24 protein-coding genes are annotated in these 26,441 nt (G+C 66.2%); 3 read left to right on the top strand and 21 right to left on the bottom strand.

Annotated features, from left to right (window positions below; translation table 11 throughout):
• Positions 1 to 6: 6 nt before the first annotated feature.
• From CE453_RS18615 to CE453_RS18580, 9 genes are all read right to left on the bottom strand, one after another.
• Positions 7 to 1,140: an amino acid ABC transporter permease gene (locus CE453_RS18615; RefSeq protein WP_089175926.1), complete on the bottom strand. Its 1,134-nt coding sequence runs from the start codon at positions 1,138 to 1,140 to the stop codon at positions 7 to 9.
• Positions 1,141 to 1,169: 29 nt separating this feature from the next.
• A complete protein-coding gene (locus CE453_RS18610; RefSeq protein WP_089175925.1) occupies positions 1,170 to 2,195 on the bottom strand; it encodes an amino acid ABC transporter substrate-binding protein in 1,026 nt (341 codons plus the stop codon).
• Between the two features lie 185 nt (positions 2,196 to 2,380).
• Positions 2,381 to 4,024 (bottom strand): MFS transporter, encoded by a 1,644-nt coding sequence (locus CE453_RS18605; protein WP_089175924.1) that lies wholly within the window; start codon positions 4,022 to 4,024, stop codon positions 2,381 to 2,383.
• A 198-nt stretch (positions 4,025 to 4,222) separates the two neighbouring features.
• Complete coding sequence (locus CE453_RS18600) at positions 4,223 to 5,038, bottom strand: thioesterase domain-containing protein (RefSeq protein ID WP_089175923.1); 816 nt, start codon at positions 5,036 to 5,038, stop codon at positions 4,223 to 4,225.
• A complete protein-coding gene (locus CE453_RS18595) occupies positions 5,035 to 6,237 on the bottom strand; it encodes an NAD(P)-binding domain-containing protein (protein WP_089178008.1) in 1,203 nt (400 codons plus the stop codon). Before CE453_RS18595 ends, CE453_RS18600 begins: the two co-directional genes overlap by 4 nt.
• A gap of 2 nt (positions 6,238 to 6,239) precedes the next feature.
• On the bottom strand, positions 6,240 to 7,475 hold the full coding sequence (locus CE453_RS18590) for an ATP-grasp domain-containing protein (RefSeq protein ID WP_248307792.1): 1,236 nt from the start codon (positions 7,473 to 7,475) through the stop codon (positions 6,240 to 6,242).
• 556 nt (positions 7,476 to 8,031) lie between these two features.
• Positions 8,032 to 8,235, bottom strand: a complete 204-nt coding sequence (locus CE453_RS18585; protein WP_089175921.1) for a DUF4167 domain-containing protein — start codon at positions 8,233 to 8,235, stop codon at positions 8,032 to 8,034.
• A 10-nt stretch (positions 8,236 to 8,245) separates the two neighbouring features.
• A complete protein-coding gene (locus CE453_RS28685) occupies positions 8,246 to 8,404 on the bottom strand; it encodes a hypothetical protein (RefSeq protein WP_157733093.1) in 159 nt (52 codons plus the stop codon).
• A gap of 466 nt (positions 8,405 to 8,870) precedes the next feature.
• On the bottom strand, positions 8,871 to 9,752 hold the full coding sequence (locus CE453_RS18580; protein WP_089175920.1) for a DMT family transporter: 882 nt from the start codon (positions 9,750 to 9,752) through the stop codon (positions 8,871 to 8,873).
• Positions 9,753 to 10,207: 455 nt separating this feature from the next.
• On the opposite strand from CE453_RS18580, the gene CE453_RS18575 reads away from it, so the two are divergent.
• Both CE453_RS18575 and CE453_RS18570 read left to right on the top strand, forming a co-directional pair.
• Positions 10,208 to 11,788, top strand: coding sequence for an ABC transporter substrate-binding protein (locus CE453_RS18575; protein ID WP_089175919.1), 1,581 nt, complete (start codon positions 10,208 to 10,210; stop codon positions 11,786 to 11,788).
• On the top strand, positions 11,785 to 13,293 hold the full coding sequence (locus CE453_RS18570) for a M81 family metallopeptidase (protein ID WP_248307791.1): 1,509 nt from the start codon (positions 11,785 to 11,787) through the stop codon (positions 13,291 to 13,293). Before CE453_RS18575 ends, CE453_RS18570 begins: the two co-directional genes overlap by 4 nt.
• A 9-nt stretch (positions 13,294 to 13,302) precedes the next feature.
• On the opposite strand, the gene CE453_RS18565 is transcribed toward CE453_RS18570, so the two are convergent.
• The 6 genes from CE453_RS18565 to CE453_RS18540 are packed head-to-tail and all read right to left on the bottom strand — an operon-like array spanning position 13,303 to position 19,032.
• A complete protein-coding gene (locus CE453_RS18565; protein WP_089175918.1) occupies positions 13,303 to 14,172 on the bottom strand; it encodes an ABC transporter permease in 870 nt (289 codons plus the stop codon).
• Entirely contained in the window at positions 14,169 to 15,113 is a 945-nt protein-coding gene (locus CE453_RS18560) for an ABC transporter permease (protein WP_089175917.1), read from the bottom strand. Before CE453_RS18560 ends, CE453_RS18565 begins: the two co-directional genes overlap by 4 nt.
• Complete coding sequence (locus CE453_RS18555) at positions 15,110 to 16,240, bottom strand: NAD(P)/FAD-dependent oxidoreductase (protein ID WP_089175916.1); 1,131 nt, start codon at positions 16,238 to 16,240, stop codon at positions 15,110 to 15,112. The genes CE453_RS18560 and CE453_RS18555 overlap by 4 nt, the downstream gene beginning before the upstream one ends.
• Positions 16,237 to 17,640 (bottom strand): FAD/NAD(P)-dependent oxidoreductase, encoded by a 1,404-nt coding sequence (locus CE453_RS18550; protein WP_089175915.1) that lies wholly within the window; start codon positions 17,638 to 17,640, stop codon positions 16,237 to 16,239. The genes CE453_RS18555 and CE453_RS18550 overlap by 4 nt, the downstream gene beginning before the upstream one ends.
• On the bottom strand, positions 17,637 to 17,933 hold the full coding sequence (locus CE453_RS18545; RefSeq protein ID WP_089175914.1) for a (2Fe-2S)-binding protein: 297 nt from the start codon (positions 17,931 to 17,933) through the stop codon (positions 17,637 to 17,639). The genes CE453_RS18550 and CE453_RS18545 overlap by 4 nt, the downstream gene beginning before the upstream one ends.
• Positions 17,914 to 19,032: an NAD(P)/FAD-dependent oxidoreductase gene (locus CE453_RS18540; protein WP_089175913.1), complete on the bottom strand. Its 1,119-nt coding sequence runs from the start codon at positions 19,030 to 19,032 to the stop codon at positions 17,914 to 17,916. The genes CE453_RS18545 and CE453_RS18540 overlap by 20 nt, the downstream gene beginning before the upstream one ends.
• A gap of 110 nt (positions 19,033 to 19,142) precedes the next feature.
• On the opposite strand from CE453_RS18540, the gene CE453_RS18535 reads away from it, so the two are divergent.
• A complete protein-coding gene (locus CE453_RS18535; protein ID WP_248307790.1) occupies positions 19,143 to 20,042 on the top strand; it encodes a LysR substrate-binding domain-containing protein in 900 nt (299 codons plus the stop codon).
• A 66-nt stretch (positions 20,043 to 20,108) separates the two neighbouring features.
• On the opposite strand, the gene CE453_RS18530 is transcribed toward CE453_RS18535, so the two are convergent.
• The 6 genes from CE453_RS18530 to CE453_RS18505 all read right to left on the bottom strand — a co-directional run bounded on the left by CE453_RS18530 (position 20,109) and on the right by CE453_RS18505 (position 26,387).
• On the bottom strand, positions 20,109 to 21,659 hold the full coding sequence (locus CE453_RS18530; RefSeq protein WP_198302148.1) for an ABC transporter substrate-binding protein: 1,551 nt from the start codon (positions 21,657 to 21,659) through the stop codon (positions 20,109 to 20,111).
• 150 nt (positions 21,660 to 21,809) lie between these two features.
• The gene (locus CE453_RS18525) at positions 21,810 to 22,580 is read right to left on the bottom strand and encodes a transporter substrate-binding domain-containing protein (RefSeq protein ID WP_198302147.1); all 771 of its coding nucleotides are present in this window, start codon (positions 22,578 to 22,580) and stop codon (positions 21,810 to 21,812) included.
• 150 nt (positions 22,581 to 22,730) lie between these two features.
• Entirely contained in the window at positions 22,731 to 23,261 is a 531-nt protein-coding gene (locus CE453_RS18520; RefSeq protein ID WP_089175912.1) for a chromate transporter, read from the bottom strand.
• On the bottom strand, positions 23,258 to 23,827 hold the full coding sequence (locus CE453_RS18515; RefSeq protein ID WP_089175911.1) for a chromate transporter: 570 nt from the start codon (positions 23,825 to 23,827) through the stop codon (positions 23,258 to 23,260). Before CE453_RS18515 ends, CE453_RS18520 begins: the two co-directional genes overlap by 4 nt.
• Complete coding sequence (locus CE453_RS18510) at positions 23,824 to 25,209, bottom strand: MmgE/PrpD family protein (RefSeq protein ID WP_089175910.1); 1,386 nt, start codon at positions 25,207 to 25,209, stop codon at positions 23,824 to 23,826. The genes CE453_RS18515 and CE453_RS18510 overlap by 4 nt, the downstream gene beginning before the upstream one ends.
• Positions 25,206 to 26,387 carry a 2-methylaconitate cis-trans isomerase PrpF family protein gene (locus CE453_RS18505; RefSeq protein ID WP_089175909.1) on the bottom strand — a complete coding sequence of 394 codons (1,182 nt, stop codon included), beginning with the start codon at positions 26,385 to 26,387 and terminating at the stop codon, positions 25,206 to 25,208. Before CE453_RS18505 ends, CE453_RS18510 begins: the two co-directional genes overlap by 4 nt.
• Positions 26,388 to 26,441 lie beyond the last annotated feature (54 nt).

Genomic DNA, 26,441 nt, shown 5'->3' with positions numbered 1-26,441 from the left:
CCTTGCTCACCTGTGCCAGCGCCTGGCTTCGCTGCGGTGGACCAGGCCGGAGATCCCCAGGCTGATCGCGAGATAAACCGCCATCGTGATGCTGATCACCTCGACGGCCTGCCCGGTCTGGTTGAGCGTGGTCTTGCCGAAGACCTGCATCAGGTCGGGGAAGCCGACGGCCGCGGCCAGAGACGAGGCTTTCACGACATTGACGAACTGGTTGCCGAGCGCGGGCAGGGCAGCGCGGATCGCCTGAGGCAGAACGACGAGCCGCAACGTCGCGAAGCGGCCGAGGCCGAGCGATTGGGCGGCTTCCCACTGGCCGGCTGGCACGGAGACGAAGCCGCTGCGAAACGCCTCCCCGATGAAGGCGGCGGCATAGATCGCGAGCGCAGTGACCAGTGCGGCGAATTCCGGCGGCAGGGTGACGCCGCCGGCGACGTTGAAGCCGCGTTGAACGGGCATGTCCCAGTCGGCAAAGGCAGCCGCTGCGAGAACAAGGAGTGCTCCCGCAATGGCAAGAGCGCTCCTGACGGTGGATTTCCGCAGAAGGCCGCCCGGCAGGCGAGGCGCCGCGACAGCGAGCAGGGTCGTGATGACACCGGCAGCGAGGCAGGTCGTGCCGGCGACATTCAATCCCGGCGCTGCGACCACGATCCCGCGGTTGTTGAGCAGCGCGAAGCTGCCGAGATGGAGCGACTGCCTGACGGGCGGCAGCGCGCCGAACACCATGAAATACCAGACGAACAATTGCAGCAGCAGCGGCGTGTTGCGGACGAGTTCCGTCGCCGTCGTCGCCAGTGCGCGCAAGGGGCGATCTTCGGACAAGCGGGCGATCGCCAGCCCGAGCCCGAGACAGGTCGCCAGCCCGATCGCCACGGCCGAGACGACGAGCGTGTTCAGCAGGCCGACGAGGAAGGCGCGGGCATAGGTCTTCGTCGCATCGTACGGAATCAGCCCGAAGCTGATGTCGAAGCCGGCCGTATCCCACAGGAAGCCGAAGCCGGCATGGATGCCGCGAGCTCGAAGTGTGAAAATCGCCATGACGGCGAGCGCCGCGACGATACAGGCTGCCGCGACATAGACGCCATATTCGATGCCATGGCGGCGCAAGAAACTCTTGCCCGCCTCCCGGGACGAAGCCGCCATGGAATCAGGTCACCGCCGGTCGCCGGATCTTATTGGAACGACGGCGAGAACAGCAGTCCGCCGTCGCGCCAGAGGCGGTTCAGGCTGTTTTCGCGCGGGATGACGATCGCGCCCTTCGGCCCGAGATTGCGCTCGTACATCTCGCCGTAATTGCCGACGGCCTTCAGAACGCGCCCGGCCCAGTCCTTGTCGAGGCCGATCAGCTTGCCGAGATCGCCATCGCTGCCCAGCAGGCGGCGGATTTCCGGGTCGGTCGCATTGGCGGCGAGGTCGTCGACCTTGGCAGCCGTCACGCCGAGCTCTTCGCCGGCGATCAATGCGTTCAGCGTCCAGCGTACGAGATTAGCCCATTGGTCGTCGCCCTGGCGAACCACCGGGCCATTCGCCGCCTTCGAGATCGTCTCGGGCAGGATGATATGGGCGCTCGGGTCCTTCAGCTTGGCGAGACGGGCCGAAAGCGTCGACTTGTCGGTGGTGAAGGCATCGCAGCGCTCCGCCTCATAGGCGGCCACGACCTGGTCGGCCTGCTCGAACACCACAGGCTTGTACTTCATGTTGTGCTGGCGGAAATAGTCGGCGAGGTTGCGCTCGGTCGTCGTCCCGGTCTGGGTGCAGATCGTCGCGCCCTCCAGTTCGCGGGCGCTCTTGATCCCGGCCGACTTGCGGACGAGGAAGCCCTGGCCGTCGAAGAAGGTGACACCCGGGAACGAGAGGCCGAGCCCGGCCTCGCGCGACATGATCCAGGTCACGGAGCGGGAGAGGATGTCGACCTGGCCCGACTGGAGCTGGGCAAAGCGCGCAGCCGGAGTCGCCGGCAGGTACTTCACCTTTTCCGGATCGCCGAGGACGGCGGTCGCGACGGCGCGGCAGAAGTCGACGTCGAGGCCGCTCCAGCGACCGGTCGCGTCGGCGGCGAAGAAGCCGGGAAAGCTCTCGCCCACGCCGCAGTTCAGCGTGCCGCGCGCTTTCACGGTGTCCAGCGTGCCGGCGTTCGCGGGGTTCAGCATCGGAGCGACCAGCAGCGCTGCAGCGATGACAAGCTTACGTAAATTCATTGCATAATCCCCCGGAACAATCGCGACCGTGAGCGCGGGTTTAAGCAGCTCGATAGAGCAACGCAAGCATCGCTCGGGAAGCGCCGCGTGCTTGTTGCGATCAGGCCGTAAGGGAACCGTCGCGTGGCTCGACGTCTCGTCGGAAAGCCGGTGGAAACAGCCGCTGGCCTGCGGAAGCGTGGCGGTCAGCTGTGGGGCGTGTCAGGCCGGAAGATGTCGGCTTTTCGGGGTGCGGCGGTGGGTCGTTCGATCGAGAGGATGACCTCCGGTGCGTCGGGCCCCATGTGCAGATCGAGGAGGCTGGCATTCAGCGCTCTGTCGGCTGCGGTTTGGCGGTAATTGAAGCGCAGGTAATCGTTCCAGGTCGGGGTGCGGAACGTCTCGGTCCAAACCGAGACGTTGTGCAGATTGCGCGTCAGAATCCACCGCCGTGCGCCGTTGCGTCCCTGGGCGCGCCGGCGCTGCAGCATCAGGGCGAGAAAGGGCTCCACCTGGTCGGTGGCGATGCGGTATTCGATCTTGACGGCAATCGGCCCGCTTCGTGGTTTCAGGTCCAGGCTGATCGCGGGCGCCTCGAAATTCTCGGGAGTCGAGACGTCGGCATCCTTGCGCTGATGAATGGGCAGGAGCAGGCCGAGGATGGCAACGCCCAGCGAGGCTGCGGTCGATGCCTGCAAGGCAAAGCTCAAGGAGTAGCTCTCGGTGATCATTCCCCAGAGCCAGCTCCCGAGTGCGAGCCCGCATGAGGTGAGGGCGTAGTAGAGCGAAATCGTCCGGCCGACGACCCAGCGCGGGCTCGCCCATTGCACGCTGATGCTCAGGCCCGACCAGCCCAGGACCCATCCGGCTCCACCGAGCATGAGAGCTAAGGCGGCGACCGCGGCGGTTTCAGTCAGCGAAAGGCTGAGCGTGCACGTCGCGCAGGCGATGCAAGCCAGCTTCAGCAATTGCTCGTCCGACAGCTTTCTCCTGAGCGTCGTCGAAGCCAGCCCCGCCAGCAGCGCCCCTCCGCCGAAACCGGCCATCAGCACGCCATAGGCGACCGCTCCCTGTTTCAGGTGGTCGCGAACCACCAGCGGAAGCAGGGCGAGGATCGCAATTCCGGCGAGTCCGAACAGGAAGCCGCGCGAGATCGCCGTCTTCACCTCCGAGGACAGCGAGGTGAAGCGAATCCCGTCGGAGATCGCCGTCAGCATCGCCTCGGGTGGAAGCCTCGATACGGGAACCTTCCACTTGGATCGCCAGACCACGATCAGCGGCGCGAGATGGCCGAGGGTGTAAAGACAAAACGCCGTCAGGGGACCAAAGGATGCGAGAATGATGCCGCCGAGAGCAGGCCCAACGCTGCGCACGGTGTTGAAGCCGACGGATGTCAGCGTCACGGCCGCCGCGAGATCTTTTCGATCGACGATGTCACCGACCGACGCCTGCCAGGCAGGGTCGTTGAAGGCGATGCCGCACCCGGCGAGAAAGCTGAAGAGCAGGATGATCCAGGGGTTGATGATTCCTGCCGCGACGAGGATCGTCAGCGCAACGGCTGTCACGGCCATCAGCGACCGCGCCATCAGCATCACCTTGCGGCGGTTGAAATTGTCGACGATGGCTCCGGCGAAGATCGATAGAATGAAAGCGGGCAGGTTGGTTGCGGCCTGAACCAGCGCCACCATGACGCTCGAGGGCGTGATGGTCGCCATCAGCCAGCTCATTGCGATGGTCTGGATCAGCCATCCCAACCCCGAGATCAGCCCGGCGAGCCAGATGGCCCGGAAGGTCACGTTGTTGAGCGGCGCAAACGGTCCGGTGCCCGCCGCAGGCTTTTGCACTTCCATCACTCGGCTCATGTTCCGACGTCTGTTCCCTGGAGCGCCGGCATTGATTCCGAGCGTGACTTCGGGAGCTTACGTCACGATTTCCGTTTGGAAAGTGCCAGGAACGGATGTCTGCCCGTCGTCTGGGAGCGGTCTCGGCCGTGCAGAGCGCGCGTTACCGCAGCCGCTGAGCAGTTGCCGTGAGCCGATCCCGACGCGTCAATGGAACGTATCGCCTGCGTCGTTCCATTCTGCGCTCGCCGCTAGAAAGGCGGAGCGCAACGCCGCGGTGTTCTCGGCTTCGAACAGCGTCTCATGGTTGCCGGGAAGGTCGATGATGCGAAGACCGGGGCAGCGCTTGCGCCAAAGAGCGTCGTTCGCCGCCGTCGCACCGGTACGTAGCAGAGCCGTCGGCGCCCGCAGATGAGCGGCGCGATCGTCGAGGCTTTGCATCCACGGGGCGGTGACGCGGATCAGGAGCCGCATGCCCAGCTCTTCCGCAAAGGCCGGGTCGGCCCAACTGATTCCGCGAAGCGGCGGGGCGTAGTCTCGCGCAAGCGTGGGCAATCCGTCTCCGGCAAGGCGAAACAGGCCACGCCAGACGAGTTGCCGGGCGTGGAGCGCAACCGCGCCGGGGCGCCCACGCCGGAGAAGATCGACCGCATGCGAGACATGGCGTGCTTTCCAATGCGCCGATCGCGTCGCCGTGATGCTCCCGGAATCGATGATGCACAGGCCCGCAACGGTGTGGCCGAGGCTCTCGAGGCGTAGCGCGGTCGCATAGGCGAAATGGCCGCCGATCGAAACGCCGAGCAGCACCACGGGCGCCTGCGGGACGCGATCCGCGATTTCCGTCGCAAGTCCCTCGACCAGCGTCTCTGCGGTAAAGCCGACATCGGCATAGGCTTGCCAGGCGGGATAGCGCAGCGCGACCACACGATCCCGGTCGGACGGGTCGGCACAGAACGGCGCGCAATCCGGCGCGTGGCCGCTTGCGCCCGGCAGGACGATGAGCGGCAGATGAGCGGCGTTCATGCGCGGGCCGTGCCGGCTCGGGACAACGCCGTCGCGATCGTGCGGGCCGTGTATTCAGCGCCGGCGACGAAGCGGAACACCGGGCCGAAGCTTATCGACGATGCTGGTCCGACGAAGCGGAGGCCCGGGACGGAGGACTGGAAGGATGCATCGAGCCGCGGCGCCGAGCCGTGCCGGGCAACGGCGCTGCGCAATTCGGGCGCCAGAAACGGAATGCGCTCCACATTCACCTCGTAGCCCGTGCCGGCGATCACCCGGTCGACCAGCAGCTCGCGATCCTTCTCGCCGGCGCCTCCCTGCAGGCGGAGCGACGCGCGGTTGCCGACCAGCCGCCCGTCCATCACGGTCGTATCGTGCTCGACCGGCACTTGCGCTTCGACACGCTCGCGAAGCCACCATGCCCCCTCGGGCGGCAGGAAGTTCTTCAGGAGGAGCGCGCGCCCGCAGGCCGGCAGCCGGTGGAAGGCACCGGGCAGCTGCGTCAGGGCCCATGCCTTGGGGCTGCCTCCCAAAGCGGAGATCGGCCAGCGAATCCGTTGCCAGAGCGTCGGCGTGCGGCTTCCGCGGGTCATCCACAAGGTCGATGGTTTGCGGATCAGCAAGCGCGGCGATGCGCCGGCCTCATGGAGCAGCGCGGCGGCTTCGAGAGCGGATTGGCCGGAGCCGATGACGGCGACTTCGAGCCCCTGGAAGGCGGCGAAGCTGTCGACCTTGGCGCTGTGCGTGGCGACGGTGCCGGGCAACGCCCGCAAGGCGTGCGGCATCTTCGCGAAATTCGCGAGTCCCGTGGCAATGATGACGTCCGATGCCTCGACCACCTCGCCATTGTCGAGCGTCAGGAGATATCCCTGGCCCCGCCGGGTGACGTTCGCGACATCGACGGGCTCGATCCAGTCGACCTGTTGCTCTTGAAACCACAGGCCGTAGGCGGCGAAATTCGCGATGGAGCAGGGCTCGAACGTTTCCAGGCCACGTGGCGCGTTGTAGTCGGCGAAGGTCGCGCCCGGATGCGGCGACGAGATGTTCGTCCCGAAGCAATAGGATTTGAGATAGCGCCGCGACCCGGCCCGGGCGATCTGGCTCCAGAAGGCCATGGGCCGGCCGAAAATCCGGTGCGCGACATTGCGGGCCGCGAGATGGCTCGCCAGCGAGAGCCCGTAAGGTCCACCACCGATGATCGCCACGAGTTGCTTGCTCATCGTCACAGCCCGCGCGCGACAAGGGGAGAGGACGGGAGCATGGTCCGCACGAACCGCGGCGCGGCTCGGAACCCGAGATAGAGCTCGGACAGAATGTGGATGATACCCGGCATCGGGTCACTGTGATCCGACGCGAAGTGGACCATGTGCGCGCGGTTTTGCCGAGCCCAGCTCTGCCAATGTGCGAGATCCTTGAGGCGGGCCCGCATGCATAGCGCCTGCGCCAGCAGGATCGCGTGAAGGGTGAAATTATCGCAGAACACGACCTTTTCGGCAGGATTCTCCCGGCCTGCCGTGGCGGCGAGCGTATGCAAAGCGTCCGTTTCGCCCAGTGCGTCGAGATAGGCCAGCATCGGCAGGGGCAATCCGCGGCGCAGGTCTAGACCGATCTGGTTGAACAGGCGCGGGTTGAAATCGATGATCGCCCAGGCGCCGTCGTGCAGGATGAACTCGACTTCGAATAGCCCGAAATAGCCGAGCTCGCGGCAAAGACGGTAGACCGCCTCCGACAAGGCGGGGTCTGCAGGACAGGACTCGTAACATACGCCGACCCCGACCGGTCGCGACCGCTGGAGGATCTTGGTCGAGCGCCGGGTCACGAACACGTCTGCGCTGCGCCCGATGAAGCCGGAAATGGAGATCACGCCTTCGCGCCCGATCTCGACGAATTGCTGGATCACCGGGCGCACCGCGTTGGGTGCACGGGGCGTGTCGTCGAAGCGGTATCGCTCTCGGGCGAGAAAGCGCGGATATTCCGCTGCAAGCTCGTCCGGCGAATGCACGACGACGCCCTTGTCGTTCCGCAGGCGATGGACATGGGTCCGTGGCTTGATCAGGACCGGATAGGGAAGACGCGGTGCCAGTTCGGCGAGTTCGTCCAGGCTCTGCGGGTCCCAGCTCGGCAGGACCGCAAGCCCGGCGGTCGTCGCGGCCTTTTCGAGCAGAGCCTTGTCGAGGATGCGCTTGATGGTCTCCAGCGAGGGTTGATACAGGCGGAAATAGCGCGCCAGCAGCGAGGCGTTGGAGGTGTAAAGCCAGACCAGTTCGTCGGATGTCGGCAGCAGCACCTGCCCGGGATCGGCTTTTCCGATCGCGAGCAGGCGGGCGAGGTAGCCGATGCTGTCGCTCTCGACCGGTCCCTTGTAGTGGTGCGCCGCACAGTGCGACCATCCGGCCGCGCAGAAGGTGTGATCGGCGATGATGTTGACGCCGACACCGTAGCTGTCGAGGTGGCGCATGGCCGCGAGCGTTCCCCCCGAGGACGCTGACCCCAACAGAACGGCAGGCCGTTTGGGATTGAGTTCGCGCATGCCGAGCCTCGATCTGGTGGCGCCCCAGCAGCCGCAGGCCTCGCGCGAGCGGGCGGCTGCTTCTGGAAACGCATCACCATGCCGTTGCGGCGCGGGCTTCTCGGAATAATCGTGACGACCTGCGAGGCCCCTTGAGGGTTTCTGCCTCATGCCGCCCGAAACGCTGGTCCTCCCGGTCGCCGGGGCGCCATGCGCAGGGCGAAACATCAGTCGCTCATTCTGGAGCGCCTTCAGGACGGGCTTAGTCCGCCAGGCCTGAAGAAAGGCGCAACGGGTTGCGCTTTGCACAATCAGGCCCTGGCTTATCTCAGCAAGCGACCGTTCCTTCGCCCGATGGCCGGCCTGCCCTTGATTTCATCATGCGTCCGAGGTGGTTCAAGCTCCCCGGGCCGAAAGCGGACCTTCGGACTTTGGTGGCACTGCTGGAGTCTTTCTCTCAGCTGCTCCTCGGATTCCGGTGGTCCAATGAGCCGGCGCGGTGCTCTCACGCAGCTTGGTCGTTCAGCAGGCGGCGATAGTGATCGGCCTGCTGGTAGAAGCGTTCGGCTTCGACTTTGTCGCCGACCGCTTCATATCCACGGCCGAGGGCCAGAGCGCGATCAAAGCGCGTCCGAATGTCGGGGCCCGACCCTCTCGTCGGCGGCGTGCGCCTGTCGCGATTTGGCGGTTTGCGATCACTGAGTTTCATGGCGTCCTCCTCACCCCATGATCTGCGCGACGATTTCGCGCAATTCCTCACGGGAAAGGCCGCAGGCTTGCGGCTTCCAGTCCGGCGATGATTTCGGAGGCAACGGCCGGGGAGCCGATGCAGCGTTTTGCTGCGTCTTCTGGTATTTGTCTTGGGTCTTGTTGTTCATATCTTTCCAGTGGCGCGCGGTCTGCCCGCGCAACCTGTAAGGCCGCTGAGCGGAATGCTCGCGGCGAGGCGCCGTCGAGCGGCATTCGATGTCGAAAGAGTGCGAAGTGGGCGAGGCTCTGTCGCGGCGTCGCCAGCCGATTAACTCGGTCGATGGAACCTCATTAGCGAGACATTGTGGCTATTTGACGTTTCCGTCACTCCCTCGATGAAAATATTACTTCCTATAGACGAAGCAGTCGCGAGAGAGATTGTTACTGAAAATTCAAATTCGGCCCCGAATAACTCTGATCCGGATCTCTGTTCGATCGAAAAATTTGGGCGGAAGCAGGGTTCAATGACCGGGGACGTCGTGTTGCACCGGTGGCCAAAACCCCGATTCCCTTGCCGCCAGCCGGCTTTTGCTAACGTGCGGCCGAAGGCAGAGAGATGCAACCGGCCACTGTGGCGGCCGTGATCGAGCTGTATCAGGCCTTGCCGCGCCGGAGCTCGGTGACGGTGTACCAGACCACCGCCGCAAATATCACCGCTCCGCCGATGAGCGTCGCGACTGGCGGTCGCTCCGAGAACAGGATCCAGACCCAGACCGGGGTCATCACGATTTCGGTCGTGCCGATCAGGGCCGATTCCGCCGGCGGCAGATGCCTGGCACCGATGATGAAGAGCACCAGCGCGATGGAAAAGTTCGTGGCTCCGAAGGCTGCCAGCACCAGCCAGTTATGGGCATCGAGCGACCCTCCGGAGCTGAACGGTACGAACAGCAGGAAGGTGAGAATCGCACTGATGAAGATCGGCGGCATCGCTGGAAGTTCCGGATCGAGCCTCGGAACGACGATCACCACGGCGAATGTGGCCGTCATCAGCAGGGCGAGCAAGTCGCCGGTGATCCGTCCGGCTCCCACGGACGAAGAGATGATGATGACGACGCCGATCAGGCAAACGAGCCCCGTCGACATCGTGCGCCATGTGACAGGCTCCTTCAGCAGCAACCAACCGAGAAGTGCGGCGATGAAGGGGGCGGTCGCGTAGATGACGGCGACGTTTGCCACGCTGGTCGTGTAATAGGCGCCAATGAAGGCGGCCTGGCTGATGGTCTGGCACGCGATCATCGCGAGGCCGGCGGGCCTGAATGCCCTTTTCCATTCCCGCCGCGTTTTCACCCCACCGAACATGACCATGGGGACGATCAGGAAAATCGCGGCAAACAGCGATCGCCAGGCGATGGCCGTCCAGGCATCCGTCGTGAGCAAGCGCGCATAGATGCCGCTGGCGCTCCAGGCGACGGTCGCGGCGAAGACGAACAAGGCACCGCGGGAATGAGCGGTCGAGGAAACGGGTTCGGTGTTCAAAGTCGCACGCGCAGCAAGGCCAGAATCGTGGAGAGCGCGGCTGGTATACCGAATTTCGTCACGGAATATCGCTCCGTTGAGAACGATACGGGTCAAGAAAAAAGGCCGGCGTCCTGGAGAGGAGCCGGCCAAGGAGAAACCCTTAGCATGCAGCCAAAAGTCTCGAGGGGAACGGAACGATCGGGTCCGCCGGGAGGAGAAAGCGGAGCGATCGTCAACCGCTACCGGGATATGGGCCTCCCAGCCTCGATCTCAATGCCCGGATTGAGCAACCTATTCATGCGCCCGGAGCAGGCGTCCAAGAAGCACGCAACATTTCAGGGAGATCGATCCTGCTCGAGAAGCGCGGCGGGCCGCTTGCGTCGGTCATTTCCACCATTCTAGGATCGATGGATTGGGACCGTGGCGACGCCGTGCGTGCTGCTGTCCCATCTCCTCAGCGGAGGGTTCACGGCATGAAGCGTCGGACATTTCTGGGTGTCGCTGCTGGCGCCGCGGTCTCCGCGATTGCAAAGCCAAGCCTCGCGCAACGCGCGAAGGTGCTGAAATTCATTCCCGAGTCGGATGTCGCGATCGTTGACCCGGTCTGGACGACCGCGACGGTGACGCGCAACCACGGCTATCTGGTTTTCGACACGCTTTACGGCCAGAACGCCAATTATCAATTCGAGCCCCAGATGGTTGCCGGCCATACGGTCGAAGACGATGGCAAGCTCTGGCGGCTGACCCTGCGCGAGGGGCTGCGCTTCCACGATGGCGAACCGGTGCGGGCGCAGGACGTCGTGCCGAGCGTGCGCCGCTTCTCCGCCCGCGATGCCTTCGGCCGTGCCTTGATGGACGCCACCGACGAGTTGTCGGCCGAATCCGATCGTGTCGTGAAGTTTCGGCTGAAGCGGCCTTTTCCCTTGCTGCCGGCCGCGCTCGGCAAGACCGGCACGTCGATGCCCTGCATCATGCCGGAGCGCTTCGCGGTCACGGACCCCAACAAGCAGGTTACGGAGATGGTCGGCAGTGGGCCGTTCCGCTTCAAGGCCGATGAGCGCGTCCCTGGCGCGCTGACCGTCTATGAGAAGTTTTCAGGCTATGTGCCACGCGGGGATGGCTCCGCCACCTTCACGGCAGGCCCGAAGAACGTTCATTTCGACCGGATCGAATGGCGCATCATTCCCGATCCGTCGACAGCCGCGAGCGCGCTGAGCACGGGCGAGGTCGATTGGTGGCAGAATCCGACGCCGGACCTCCAGGGCATTCTCAAGGGCAACCCAAACCTCAAGCTGGAGGTTCTGGATCCGGCCGGCGGCATCGGGTGCCTCCGCTTCAACGCGCTGCATCCTCCATTCGACAATCCGGCCATCAGGCGGGCACTGCTCGGCGCCATCGACCAGGTCGAGTGCATGACGGCAGTCGCCGGCGACGAGCGCTCGCTCTGGAAGGATCATGTCGGCGTCTTCAGCCCGGATACCCCGATGGCGACGACGGCTGGAACCGAGGTGCTGGTCGGCAAGCGTGACTTCGCCGCCGTCAAGCATGCGCTGGAGGCGGCCGGCTACAGGGGCGAACGGATCGTCCTGCTCGACCCGACCGATTATCCATCGACCCACGCGCTTGCCGCAGTGGCGGCCGATGCCTTGCAGAAATCCGGGATGAATGTCGAGCTGGCCTCGACCGACTGGGGCACGGTCGTCCAGCGCCGTTCCAGCCGGCAGCCGATCGACAAGGGCGGCTGGAACATCTTTTTCACCTATCTCAACGGCACCAACAATTTCGATCCGGCCAGCCAGCTCGGCATTCGCGGCAATGGCGATCAGGCCTGGTTCGGCTGGCCGAAATCGCCGCGCCTCGAAGAGTTGCGGCTCGATTGGTTCGCCGCCAAGGATCTCGCGGCCCAGAAGGCCATCTGCGCCGAAATTCAGAAGCAGTTCTTCATCGACGTGCCCTACATCCCGCTTGGCGCCTATTACGAAAAGACGGCCTATCGCGGCATCGCCGGCATGCGCATCGGATTCGCCCAATTCTACGACGTCAGGCCGCTGTGACACATTCCAAGATCCGTATCGCCGTTCTCCAGTTCGCTCATGAGACGGTGACTTTCCTTCCCAACGACACGACGCGGGAGGACTTCATCTACCCCGGCTCCCCGGCCTCCGGCGAAGCGCTCCTCGCCACCGATCCCAAGGGCTACATGGGCGGTTTCGTCCAGGTCGCTCGCGAGTTCGAGGATGTCGAGCTGATCGGCATCACCTCGCCGCTCTGGCCACGGACCGGAACGGGTTCGGGCTGGGTGACAGAGGATGCCTATGAGCATTTCATGGGCATCATGATCGCGGAATTGAAGGCGCGGCCTGACCTCGACGGCGTCTATCTCGCGCTCCACGGCGCGCTCGCGGTGCGCGGCGTGCCGCGGCCGGAAGCGGACATCGCCCGGCGCGTCCGTGAGGTGGTGGGCAAGAAGACCTTCATCACCGCGACCTTCGATCCCCATGGCAATGAGGACGAGAACTTCCTCGCCCATGCCGACATGGCGTTCTGCGTGAAATATTTCCCGCATTACGACATGCATCTGCAGGGCGAGCGCGCGGCGCGCATGCTGGTCCGGGCGATCCGTGGCAGCTTCAAGCCGGTGCATCGCACCCTGCGCATCCCGATCATCGCGCCGACCGTGGTGATGTGGACGGGCGCCTCGCCCTGGTCCGATCTGATCCAGCGCGCGCTGATCTGGGAGGCGCGCGAGCCCGATGTCTTCGTCAATGTCTTTTTCGGCTTCCCCTGGTCTGACGTCCCCGATGCGGGCATGTCGCTGCAGGTACTGACCAACGGCGATCCGGGCCTCGCCGAACGCGTCATCCGCGACATGGCGGAATGGGTCTGGCGGCGACGCGAGGCGCTGCTGGACACTGTCAAGATCTTCTCGACGAAGGAGGCTGTCGCGCTGGCCCGCCAGGCCGTGGCCGAGGGCAGGGGCCCTGTCCTGCTCGCCGATTACAGTGACCGCTCGGGCTATGCCACCTGGCTCCTGCAGGAGATTGTCACGCAGAAGCTCGAACGCACGCTGATCGCGACGATCGCCTCGCCCGAGGCGATCCGTTCCGTGGTCGAGTCCGGCGCAAAGCCGGGCGATGCGTTCGATGCGGAGATCGGCGGCCTGTTCGATGAATCGGCCGGCGCGCCCGTCCGCATCTCCGGCACGCTGCGATCCGTCGGCCCGGCGACAACCGCGCGTGGCAACGGCAAGGACTGGATCTGCGTCGATTTCGGCAAGGGCAATGTGCTGGTGCTCAGCCCCTACCTCGTCCAGATCATCGAGCCGTCGGAGCTTTGGCAGCTCGGACTTCAGCCCGAGGATTTCGATGTGATCGCGATCAAGTCCCGCGTCCATTTCCGCCGGGGCTTCGACGATAGCGGCTTTGCCCCCACCATCCTTCTGGTCGAGCCGCCGGAACCCTTCATGGGGACCGTTCATCTCGACGCGCTGCCTTACGAAAACCTGTCCCTGACAGACTACTATCCCTATGGCAGCCCCAGCTTTTCGCCGGAAGGCTGACGCTGCACCTCACCGCGAGCGGGATTTCGGGTCCGAGGCGTCGCGCAGGGCATCTCCGAGCAGATTGAGGGCGAGCACCGTCGCCAGGATCGCAAGGCTTGGGAAGACGGCCAGCCACCAGGCGTCGAGAATGTTCTCGAAGCCCTCGCGGATCATGCTGCCCCAGGTGGCGGTCGGGGGCGGCACGCCGAGCCCGATGAAGCTGAGCGAGGCTTCGGTCCGGATGGCTGAAGCGAGCCAGAGCGAGCTCATCACCACGACATCGGAGAGCATGTTGGGCAGGATGTGGCGCGTCATGATCCTGAACGGACCGCAGCCATAGGACCGGCTGGCCTCGACGAAATCGCGCTGCCGCAGCGTGATGGTCGGCGCCCGGGCGACGCGGGCGAAGGGCGCGATTTCGGTCACCGCGATCGCGATGATGAGATTCTCCAGGCTCGCCCCAAGCATCGCCGCGATCATCAGGCCGAGCAGCAGGGTCGGGAAGGCGAGCAGCACGTCGAGCACGCCCATGACGAACTGGTCGAACACGCCGCCGATATAGCCGGAGATGACGCCGATCGTCGTGCCGACCAGCATGGCGATGAGAATGGCGACGAAGCCGACGAAGAGTGAGATTCGCGCCCCGTAGATCAGCCGCGAGAGCACATCCCGGCCGTAGGAATCGGTGCCGAGCCAGAACTCGGCCGAAGGCGGCTCGAGCCGCGCCACGATGTTCTGCTCCAGTGGGTCATGGGGCGCGAGCCAGGGCGCGAGGATCGCGACGAGGACGATGAGGACGAGCAGGACGAGCCCGACCCACGCCAGCTTGTTATACGCGAAGGCGAGCCAGAGGCCGCCCGGGCGCAGCTCGACGGTGCTGGTGGCCGCTTCGCTCATGTGTACTTCACCCTCGGGTCCACGAGGCCGTAAGCCAGGTCGGTCAGTGTGTTCACGACGATCACGCAGATGGCGAAGATGATCATCAGCCCCTGCAGCAGCGTGTAGTCGCGGGCGTTGAGAGCGCCGATGATGAGCTTGCCCAGGCCCGGCCGGTTGAAGATGATCTCGGTCAGGACGGAGTTGCCGATCAGCGTGCCGAAATAGAGCCCGACCACCGTGATGATCGGGATCAGGCTGTTGCGCAGCGCATGCGTCGTGACGAGCTGGCCAGGCCCCACGCCCTTGGCGCGGGCGGTGCGGATATAATCCTCCGTCAGCACGCCCAGCATCGCGGCGCGCGTCACGCGCATCACATAGGCCGTCATGATGATGCCGAGGTTGAGCGCCGGCAGCGCCAGCGCATGCAGCCGGCTCGCCAGATCGCCGGAGCCGCTGGCATTGCCGAGGACGGGAAACCAGCCGAGCTGGATCGCGAAGACGATCAGCATGAGGATGCCGGAAACGAAGGCCGGGAAGGACAGGCCGACCAGCGAGACGACGCGCGAGACATAGTCGACCCAGCCATTGCGGGAGAGTGCGGCCGCCACGCCGAGCGGCAGGCCTAAGACGAGGCCGATCGCGACCGCCGCGACGGTCAGTTCGATGGTGGAGGGCAGGACGAGCAGCACCTCCCGGATGACGCTGTGGCCCGTGCTGAGCGACTGGCCGAGATCGCCGGTCAGCACCTTTCCGATGAAGGCGAGATACTGGGCATAGATCGGCTGATCGAGCCCGAGCTTCTCCCTCAGCGCCGCGAGCGCGGCGGCGCTGGCCTGGTCGCCCAGGATGACCGAGGCGGGGTCGCCCGGCACGAGCCGGACCAGCACGAAGATCGCCGTCAGCATCACGAGCAGTGTCGGAATGGCGAGGAGGATGCGCCGGAGAACGTAGCTCGTCATGCCGCGGCCCTTTCCTGCATCAGGCGCTGCGGCGCGAAGGCTGCGATTTCGCGCCTTGTACTGCCTTCGATGACGAGATCGGAGAGAATGGCGCCGACGACTGGAACGAGCTGGAAGCCATGTCCCGAGAAGCCGAAGACATGGAACAGGCCGGGGGCCTGCGGCGAGGCGCCGATCACCGGCAGGTGGTCGCGCGTCTGCGCCTCGATCCCGGTCCAGCAGCGGGCGATCCGCACCCCGCGAACGACGGGAAAGAGGTCGCTGGTCGCGCGTGCGCCCTTGGCTAGCTCGGTGAAATTCACCGTGCTGCGCTCGCGGTCGAGATCGGCAGCGCCCTGCAGGCCACCGCCGATGACGAGCGTGCCCTGGTCCGATTGCTTGAAGGACAGCGCCCGGCCGACGACGCTGACGACAGGCTCGATCAGCGGCGCCAGGCGCTCCGTCACGATCATCATCGAGGCGCGGACGCCAAGCGTGATCTCGTCCCCGAACAAGGCCGCGACCCGGGCTCCCCAGGCGCCGGCTGCATTGACGATGGCCGGGGCCCGGAAGCGCCGCGCGCCGCAGGCGAGGAACCAGTCCGCCTTCTCCCGGTCGACCGCTTCGATGCCGCAGTCCTCGACGATGACGACACCTGCGGCCTCGCAGGAGCGGCGGAAGGCGAGGATGGTCCGGTGCGGATCGGCCGCGCCGTCGTTTCGCGCGACAAGCGCGCCGACGCAATGCGGGCTGAGCGCCGGAACGAGGCGCCGCAGCTCGGCGGCGTCGATCATTTCCTCATGAGCGTAGCCGAGCGCGCGCATGCGCGCCTCACGTTGGAGCAGATCCGGCATGTGCTCGTCCCGCTCCGCGATCCGGAGCTGCCCGTGAGCATGGAAGCCGCAATCGTCGCCGACGATCGAGACGATGCGATGCCACATTTCCATCGCTTCGAGCGAGATCGGAACCTCGGCGACGTCGCGGCCGAGCGTCCGCACGCCGGCTGCCGTCGCACCCGAGGCATGCCGGCCGGTCCAGCGCCGCTCGATCACGACGACACGCCGGCCGCGGCGCGCCAGATGCAGCGCCGCCGACAGGCCATGCAAGCCGCCGCCGATCACGGCGACGTCGAATGCTTCGACATTCATGCCGCCGGCTTCCTCTCATCGAGGCTGGCCAGCTCGCCCAAAGTCACCGGCTTCAGCGGCGGGCGGATACGATAGAAGCCGACATCCGCGACGGGACGATTCTGCGCTGCGGCCACGATATGGGCCATGGTGTAGCCGCATTGCCGGCCCTGGCAGGGGCCCATCCCCGCGCGCGTGAAGGCCTTCAGCTGGTTCGGGCCCGGCTGCCCCTGCACGGCCCGTTTCCGCAATTCGCCCGCCGTCACCTCTTCGCAGCGGCAGACAAGCGTCTCGTCGGCAGGCGCGAAGACCTCCCGGCGCGGCGCGTAGAGAGCGTCGAGGAAGGGGCGCAGGGCAAGCGCGCGCGCCAGCGTTGCCTGTTCCGTGCGGGCGGCGGTTGCAGCGACCGCTTCGCCGAGCTTTCCGAGCCGCATCGCGACGCGCAGTGCCGCGAGCCGCCCCCGTGGCTCGGCCGCTTCGGCGCCGCCGATGCCGGCCCCGTCGCCCGCGACGAAGATATTGGCTTGCGAGGTCTCGCCCCAGGCGTCGAGCACCGGCACCTGGCAATGCTGGCCGGCATCCCACCGCACCGCGCAGCCGAACGCCAGCGGCGCGTGAATGTTCGGCACGACGCCTTCATGGACGAGCAGCACCTCGGCGGCGGTTTCGCCCTCGCGTCCATCCGCGGTTCGGTAGCGCAGTCGCTGGAGGCGTCCATCACCCTCGGCGCGCATTTCCGTTACATGGCGAACGATCGGGAAGCCGGCGCGCCTCAAGGCCAGCGACCACGACAGCCCTTTGGCGAGGTCGCCGATCCGTCCGAACCCGCCCGGCAGATGGCGCAGCGCTGCGCCGAGGCGACCCTTCGGCGTGGTGTCGAGGAAACCCGCGATCTTGCCGCCAGCCGCGAGCAGCTGGGTCATGTAGAGCAGCGGCAGCGGTCCGCAGCCGGCGATCCAGACCGGCTTCTCCGGCACGGAATCCGCCGTCTTGAGCAGGATCTGCGCCGCGCCGACAGTCAGCACGCCCGGCAGCGTCCAGCCGGGGAAGGGGACGGGCCGCTCCTGCGCGCCCGTGGCGAGGATGACCGTGGTGGCCGTGACGCTGCGTGCCTGGCCGTCGCGCGTCAGGAAGGCGCGGAAACCCGGCTCGATCTGCCAGAGCTGGCTCTGCGGTTCATAGAGTGCGCCGCAGGCCCGGAAAGCCGCGGCCCGATCGACGCCTGCGCGATAGGCCTGGCCGAGGCGCGCCAGCCTGGGCGAGGCGGCGACGGTCTCGATGCCGCGCCAGATCTGGCCGCCCGGTGCCGGCTGATCGTCGACGATCCGCACGGTGAGGCCATGCCTGCGGGCGGTAACGGCGGCGGCCATGCCGGCCGGCCCTGCGCCCACGATCAGGAGGTCCGTATGATCTTCGCTCATGCCGAAAGGCTCCTGCGTCCCTGCTGGCGAACGATGCGCATGCCGTCCCGCACGGGTGTCAGGCATCCCTGTACGGAGCCGCAGCCGTCGACCTCGACGAGGCATTCGAAGCAGACGCCCATCATGCAGTAGGGTGCGCGCCGGCTCTGCGAGACCGGCGTGGTCCGGCTCCAGCCCTCGGCCTGGCGCAGCAGCACCGCCGCGACGCTTTCGCCGGCCTCGGCGATGACGGGCAGCCCGTCGATATGGACCGTCACGGCGGCCGGCCCCGGATCATGCAGCTTGCGGAACATCGAAACGACTCTGGTGGAAGGGAGAGAGCGTGTCCGGCAGGGAACCCGCGGCGATCGCCTCGGCCAGGGCCTCGGCGTGGAAGGCGGCAAGCGTCACGCCCGAATGGCAAAGCGCGACGAAGGCACCGGGATGGGTCTCTGACTGGGTGTAGATCGGATAGCCGTCGGGCGTCATGATCCTCAGCCCTGCCCAGTGCCGGACAAGCCGCGCGCCAGCCAGGGCGGGCACGATGTCGACGGTCTTGCGGCTCAGCCAGGCGGAGGCTTGCGTCGTGGTCGACGCGTCGAAGCCGCTGTGATCCTTGGTCGCGCCGATCATCACGGTGCCTTCCTCCGTCTGGCGCAGGCCGCTCGCCGGCAGCGGCAGGAAGGGTGCGAGGCGCTCGGTAACGAGCACCTGTCCCCGTTCCGGTCGAACCGGCACATCGAGACCCAGTTGACGGGCGAGGGCAGGCGAACCCAGGCCGGCTGCGATCACGATCCGCGATGCGACCAGGGTCTCACCGTCGAGAAAAAGCTGGAAATCCCGGCCGACAGGCTCGATGCGCTCGACACGCGCCTTATGCTGGATGGCGCCGCCGTGCCGCAGGATGCTGCCATGCAGCGCCGCGAGCAGCCGCAGCGGGTTGCAGTGGCCGTCCCGCCGGCCGAAGCTCGCGCCCGATATGCGGGGGCCGAAGGTGACCTTCGGCATGAGCCGCTCCAGCGACGGCCGGTCGAGCATCTCCCAATCGGGTTCGCCTCCGGCAAACTGGTTGTGCAGGCGCGTGAGTTCGAGGCGGCGCTCTTCGAAGGCGTCCTCGCCCAGGCAGAAGGCGAGGCCGCCGTCCTGCTGGTAATGCAGGCCGATTCCGGTCCCGGTTTCGAGTACGTCGCGAAAGCCGCTCCAGCGCGCGATGCTGTCGTGCGTCAGAGCCTGATACGCTGGCATGCCGAGGCCTTTGCCCTGCAGCCAGACCAGGCCGAAATTCGCTCGCGCGGCGCGGAAATCGCCATCGTCGCCGTCGAGAAGCAGCACCTTCTCCCGCCGGCTGGCCAGCCCATAGGCGATGGCGGCGCCGACTGTTCCCCCTCCGATGACGATGATGTCTGGCCGCACGCGAAATCCCCTTGCCGGCTTCGACGTTAGGGAGCCATGTTGTATTTCGTCAAAGTCGTTTTTCTCTCGACATTATTCCTCAGGGTTATGCAATCGTGCGGCGGCTCAATTTGCGTCAGATCGAGGCCTTCAAGGCGGTGATCGAATACGGAACGGTGAGCCGGGCTGCCGAGATGATGAACATCTCGCAGCCGGCTATGAGCAAGCTGATCGCCCACCTCGAGGAGGACACGGCGCTGCGGCTGTTCGACCGGGTGAAGGGCCGGCTGGTGCTGACCCGGCGCGGAATGCGACTCTACGAGGAAATCGACCGGATCTTCGCGGGTGTGCGTCAGGTCGAGAATGCGGTGGAGGCGATCCGGCGCGATGAACAGAGCCGGTTGCTGATCGGCGTCATGCCGGCGCTCTCCGGCTCCTTCATTCGGCAGGCGACCATGCGTTTCCGCGCGCAGCAGCCGGGAGTCTTCTGCTCGGTGCAGTCGCGCAGCTCGCAATGGATCGCCGATGGGCTTGTCACGCGGAAGCTCGACGTGGGCTTCACCGTCACGCCGATCGACAACCCTTACATCGCGACCGAGCGGCTGATGGCCCACCCCGTCGTCTGCATCCTGCCACTGGAGCATCCGCTGGCGGAGAAGAGCGTGATCACGCCCGAGGACCTCGACGGCACCGCCTTCGTCTCCTTCGATCCGGAGAGCTTCACGAGCCGGCGCATCGGGCAGGTGTTCGAAGCCCATGGCGTGGTGCCGGATGTCGCCATGGTGGTGAGCGTTTCGCCGTCGCTCTGCGAGTTCGTCGCCGCCGGTGTCGGCGTGTCGCTGGTGCACCCCTCGGCCGTTGCCGGCATGAGGGGCCAGCTCGCCATACGACGGTTCGAGCCGGCGATTCAGCTCGACTATCAGCTCTGCCATATCCGCGACGGCCGCAACACCCGGCTCGTCACTGCGTTCCTGGATGGCGCCCGGGAAGCGGCAGCCGAGATCTCGCGGACGATCCTCGCGCCGGAATGACCGCGCCGGCAGCGCGTTAGCGCCGCCGGCGAAGGTTTCGAAAGATGGCGCGGGACCGCGCCGGGATCAGCGTGCGCCCAGCGTGGTCGCCTCGGTGATCGGTGGCGCGAGGTTCAGCGAGCCCTTCAGCTCATAGCCGTAGTTCAGCCGGTTGCTATGGGCCCAGACCTGCCGCAGCTCGAAGAGTGGGACGGCGCAGACATCCTCCATGATCTTCCGCTGGGCTTCCTTCCAGAGCGACTTCTGCGTCTCGGCATCAGCCGCTGTGCGGGCCTGCTCGATCTCCTTGTCCGCGACCGCGCAATGGGAGAAGTTCGTCGCGGCGGTCGGCGTATTGACCGTAGCACGCGAGTGGAAGAACTCGCTGAGATAGGTGTCCGCGATCGGGAAGCGCGCCGCGCCGTAGAAGACCACGCCGCTCAGGTCCTTGCGCGTCTGGCTCTGATAGGTGGCGTGATCGACCACCTGCATGTCGAGCTTGATGCCGGCCTTGGCGAGCTGGGCCTGGATGATTTCCATGATCGGCTGCTGCGCCGAGACGTTCGAGACGATCGCCTTGATCGTGATGCCGTCCTTGTGGCCGGCCTCGGCGAGCAGGGCCTTGGCCTTGGCGAGATCGAAGCTGTAGCGGACCGAGCAATCCTCGCCGAGATAGCCCGGCGGCACGACCGAGCAGCCCTTGGGGCCGACATCCTTGCCGACATAGCGCACGAGATCGTCGACATTGATCGCCGCCGCGATGGCCTGCCGCACGCGGATGTCGTTGAGCGGCGGAACGCTCTGGTTGATATGCAGGATCCGGTATTCGCCGGGCTGGAAGATATCGACGTTGAAGCCGGAGCGCTTGCGTGCGGCATCGACCCAGCGCTGCTCGCGCTTGGCATACATCAGGTCGAGCTCACCAGAGGAGAAGGCCAGCTCGCGCGCGCTGTCGGATGGGATGACACGGACCATGATCGTGTCGATCTTGGGCTTGCCCCGGAAGTAGTTGGGGTTGGCGGCAAGCTTCACATATTGCTGCGTCACTTGCTCGACGAAGGCAAACGGGCCGGTCCCGACGGGCTGGGCCCCGAAACGGTCGCTCAGCTCCTCGGCCGCCTTGCGGCTGACGATGTTGCCGCCGTGATAATTCGATACCCGGCCGAGAAAATTGACGTCCGGGTATTTCAGCGTGACGCGGACGGTCAGGTCGTCGAGCTTCTCGATCTTCTCCACTGCTGCGAAGTCCGACGAGAAGGTCGAGCGCTTCGGATCGGCCGCGCGCTGGAGCGAATAGACAACGTCGTCGGCATCGAGCGTCCCCCAATCGCCCTGGAACTTGACGCCCTTGCGCAGGTGGAAGGTCCAGACCTTGCCGTCGGGCGAGGTTTCCCAGCGCTCGGCGAGATCGGGCTCGATATCCGCGGGGCTGGCGCTGCCGGGCTTGAAGCGGACAAGGCCGTTATAGATCCAGCTCACCACGGCGACATCGTCGGTGGCGCTGGCGCGGTGAGCGTCGAGGGTCGAGACGTTCGCCCCTCCGGTGCTGACACGCAGGACCGCCTCCTGCGCGAATCCTTCGATGGGCAGGAGGGCAACCAGCATCGTGCCGGCAAGCCCGAGAGCAAAATTCCGCATTCCGTGAACCCCTCGCTTTTGGTTGGCCAGATGATGGCCGGCAAGGTTCCAGGCTGTCCAAGTCGAAATCGGCGACGGATCATTCCCAGGAGTTATAGGTAAGGCCCTGTCCGCAACTTGGGTGCGAGATGCTTCACGGAACCGCGGAGGTCACGCGTTTCGGCTCTTCGCCGGCGATAACCCCACGACGCGATGCCGCGCGATGAGCTCGGCCACGAAGCCGGTTTCGATCGCCTGCGCCACGAATTTCTGGAGGTAATCGATCGCGACGCCGGCCGCCTTCGGCGTGCCCAGCGCCTGCTGCACTGCCATGAAGCGGCCGGGCAGCATGCGCGAGCCTGGAAGCTGCGCGACGTCCTCGATCAGCTTCGGCCGCAACCCGGCCAGGGCGTCGAGCTTCTCCGTCGTGAACAGCTTGAACGCTCCATCGAAACCGTCGCCGATTACGAGTTCTGCATGCGCGATGTTCCGCTCGAGCCAGAGCCCATAGGCTGTGCGCCCGGCCACGGCGATGCGCCGGCCCGGCTTGTCGACCTCCGAGATGTCCGCGAGCGGCGAGCCGGCCGGCACGAGATAGGTCGCCTCGATCTCGCTATAGGGGGCCGTGAAGTCGATGACGGCGGCGCGTTGAGCTTCGGCTCCGAGCAGGGCGACATCCCATTCGCCGCGCTCCGCGGCATCGGCAACAAGACCCGGCGAGGCATAGGGCACATAGGCGACCGGCAGCTCAAGGCAATGTCCGAGGGCAGCCGCCATGTCGGGCGACACGCCCTGTGGGTCGCCATTCGCCGCGCGGCTCGAAACGAGCAGGAAATTCGAGAGGTTGATACCGGCGCGCAGGTGGCCTTGCGGGGAAAGAGCCTGCCGGACGGCGGTGGGTGCCGGGCCGAGGGCGGATTTGATCGCAGACAGGCGGTCCAAGGTGCTTCTCCCGGTTGCGACGCTCCGAAGGAGGCGCGTCGATCTCTCGTTTCACATCGGTGGCTGCGGCAGCGTGATCTCGCCGGTGAGCTTCCGCAACCGCTGGACCTGTACCGTTGCTCGGATTCAGGCCTGTGGGACGCCATCGGCTCACACGAGGCCGGCGAGCCCGGCCAGTGCCGAGCAGGCGAGGGCGATCAGCGGGCTGTTTCGCCATTTCAGCAATGCCAGCACCGTCAGCGCCGTGACGGCAAGGGCGCCCCAATGCTCGACGGCCACCCTGGAGAGCAGCAGGCCACTCGACAGGATGAGGCCGATGGTCACGGGCGCCATGCCGCGCTCGCAGACACGGTACCAGACGCGGCCGTTCACGCTGCGCCAGACCCGGGAGGCGGTATAGGTGATGAGGAAGGAGGGCGTCGACACTGCGACGGTCGCGATCAGGGCGCCGAGCCCGCCGGCCACCCGCCAGCCGATCAGGGTGACGACGATCACGTTCGGTCCGGGCGCGGCCTGGGCCAGGGCGAACAGCGTCACGAAATCCTGCGCGGCCATCCATTGATGGCGCTCGACCACGGCGGCGTGCATCTCCGGCACCACGGCGATGATGCCGCCGATCGACATGAGCGACAGTGCCGCGAACTGCCAGCTCAGATCGAAGAGGACGGGCCGGTCGCTCACCGCGGCCTCGCGGTCCAGGCGAGCGCGAGGCTCGCGGGCAGGACGGTCGCCAGGATCAGAAGGAGCGGCAGCTTGAGCCAGACCATCGCGAGGATGGTCACGGCCATGATCGATAGGGCCCGACCGTCGCGGCGATAGCGCCAGGCCATGCGCAAACCCATTCCGAGAATGAGGCCCGCCGCGCAGGCGGCCGCGCCGCGGAACATGCCTTGCACGGCCGGCAGGTGGCCAAAAGCCTGGTAGAGGCCCCCCAGTCCGAGCACGATCAGGCAGGGCGCGAGCAGCAGGCCGGCGAAGGCCGAAATCGCGCCGGAAAGTCCGCCGAACCGGGCGCCGATATAGACCGCGATGTTCATGACATTGCCGCCCGGCAGGATCTGGCAGAGCGAAAGGGCGTTGACGAACTCGTCCTCGTCGAGCCAGCCCTTGCGCTCGACGATCATCCAGCGCACCCAGGGCAGGACGCCGCCGAAACCCATGATGCTGATGCCGGAAAAGGCGAGGAAAAGGTCGAGATTTCCGACCCGCCGTTCCGCCAGCGTCGTGGTCCCGGTCTCCGCCGTCATGCCGCCCTGGCCCCGCGTTCCTTTCCGGCGAGCATACCCATGAGGCGCATCAGCCCGTCCCGATCGAGCGTCTCGAAGCCGTCGCAGATCGAGGCGGCCTGCTCGGCGGCATCCGGGCCGAGCGCGGCCGTCAGGCAGTCGATCGCTTTCGTCCGGATGCACTGGCCGGAGACGGGCTTGCCCCAGATCCCCGGGGGGCCGTCGCAGTTGCCCTGCACGGTGCCACCGGCGTGGTCGACATCGATGCGCAACGTCATGGCGTCGAAGCGCCCCTGCCGGCTCGGGTCCGGAACGATGACGATCCGGTCGAGCAGGGCAACGACATCGGGAGCGAACCGCCGCTCATCGGTGAAGCTCGCCACGGTCACGGCGCCATCCAGCAGGGCGATCGCGGCCGTATACTGGAAGCTGAATTTCCCGGCGAGGCCGCTGGCGGGGGCGGGCCGGTCGACATAGTCCATCGGCGGGCTATGGATGACGACGCGCTCGATCTGGGCTCCGGCAGGCAGCTTCTCGCGCGCCGCAAGCGCGGCCGTGATCACGAAATGGGTGCCGTACTGGCTCGGATAGAGCTTGTAGGCCGGGCCCGGCCGAACGATCTGCAGGACCTCATATGCGCGCAGGAGCTCCTCCGGCCTGAATTTTTCGCCGAAGAACGCACGCCCATAACCGCGCGGATTGCCGAGTGCGTCGGCGTCCGCGGTGAAGCCTCGGGCGGCCAGGAGTGCGCTCTCCAGCCCGGAGGCTGCCGCCTGTCCGCAATGCAGTGCCTTGGTCATGCTGCCGATATTCGCCTGCACGCCGCTGGCCCGCGAGGCCGCTATCGCGAGGGCATGCTGCAGATGGCTGGCATCGAGATTCAGCAGCAGTCCGCAGGCGACCGCGCTGCCGAGCGGTCCAACGGCGCCAGGCGGGTGAAACACCAGTTCGCCCGGCTCGAACTGCCCGGACGCCAGCCGCAGCCTCTCCTGGGTCTCGATGCCTAGCGCGAGCGCGGAGAGAATCCGTTCGCCCAGCGGCTCGTCGGCCTGAGCCGCCTCGCCTTCGCCCAGGGCGAGCAGAGCGGGCAGTGTTGTCGAGAGGGCGTGGTTGGCCGGATTCCACATCGGTTCGAAATCGAGCACATGCATGGCCGCGCCGTTGATCCGAGCCGCATCCGCCGGTGCCGTACGCTTGGCCCGGCCGATCAGGGTGGCGCTGTCCACGCCCTGCGTCGCCGGCGCGGCGGAGGCGAGGATCGACGGCCCCTTTTCGCCTGCGCCGAGCGCCGCAACCGCAAGGCCATCGAGCACCAGGTTCTTGGCGGCTTGTCGGGCGGTTCCGTCCAGCCCCGCCTCGGCCAGTCCGATCAGCCTGTCTGTGAAGGCAGCAGTCAGGTTCATTCTGCAGCCTGCCTTTCCGATTGCGCGAGGCGGCTCGGCTGATAGTAGACCTGCCCGTCGAACAGACGCCGGGCCGTGCGATAGACGGCTCCGTGGATTGCCCTGGCACGGGCCGGGTCGCCGGCATTCTCGACCTGCGCGTCCACTACGGTCGTCCCGGAAGGGTGGGCGACGGTGATCGGCCCCTCATCCGCGCGGGCCAGCGCATGGGGCAGCGACCCCTCGATGCGGACGGCGATCGCCAGGCAGGTTGCGCCGGTGATCGGCACGGCCCGGTGAGGCTGGCCGATCGAGATCATGCGGATGGCCAGCGACATCGCGTCCGCCGCGATCGTCCGGCCCGACAAGGTCGGCATCGCGGCGGGGGATGCGATCATCGCGACCTTGGGCACACTCGGTATCCGCCCGGCGGCCGCGGCGTCGGGAGCGATGCCCATCGCGACGGAAGCCGCCTGGCGGATGGCCTCCATGCGTGCGAGGAAAACGTCATCCTGTTCCAGCGCGTCCGGCAGCTCGCTGCCTGTCTTGCCGAGCGCCGAGGCCGCGACGAACACACAAGGGTTCGCGGCGTCGACCAGTGAGGCCTCGACCTCGCCGAGCCCCGGTACGGACAAAAGATCGCGGGCATGGCCCGTGGGCAGGAGCCGGCCCGTCTTGGTTCCGCCCGGGTCGATGAATTCGAGGCGGACCGGAGCGCCGGTTCCGGCGACCCCGTCGATCGCCAGCTCGCCCTCGGTCTGAGGCTCGCCGTCGGCCATGGGGAAGCGCGCGATGATCACCTTGCCCGTATTGGTATTGTGGATGCGGACGACCGCCTCGCCATCCGCCGGGGCGGTTGCCAGCCCTTCCGTCACGGCGAAGGGCCCCATGGCAGAGGACATGTTGCCGCAATTGCCGCTGTAGTCGACCGAGGCCTCCTTCACCGCGATCTGCGCGAAGGTGTAGTCGATGTCCGCGTCGGGCCGGCTTGGGGGGCCGACCACACAGATCTTCGAGACCGAGGACAGGCCCCCGCCCATGCCGTTGAGTTGGCGGCCATTGCCATCGGGCGAACCCATCACGGCGAGGAAGATCGGATCCCATGCCGATGGATCGGCCGGCAGGTCCGCACGGTTGAACACCACCGCCTTCGACGTGCCGCCCCGCATGAACGTCGCTCTCAATCGAGCCTGGGGCATGGCGCGTCTCCTCTTGGAATGCGAGTGTATACAATCACGTACAATAATGTTATC

The organism is Bosea sp. AS-1, from assembly GCF_002220095.1.
GTDB lineage: Bacteria > Pseudomonadota > Alphaproteobacteria > Rhizobiales > Beijerinckiaceae > Allobosea.
This window is presented reverse-complemented; position numbering and strand designations above follow the sequence as displayed.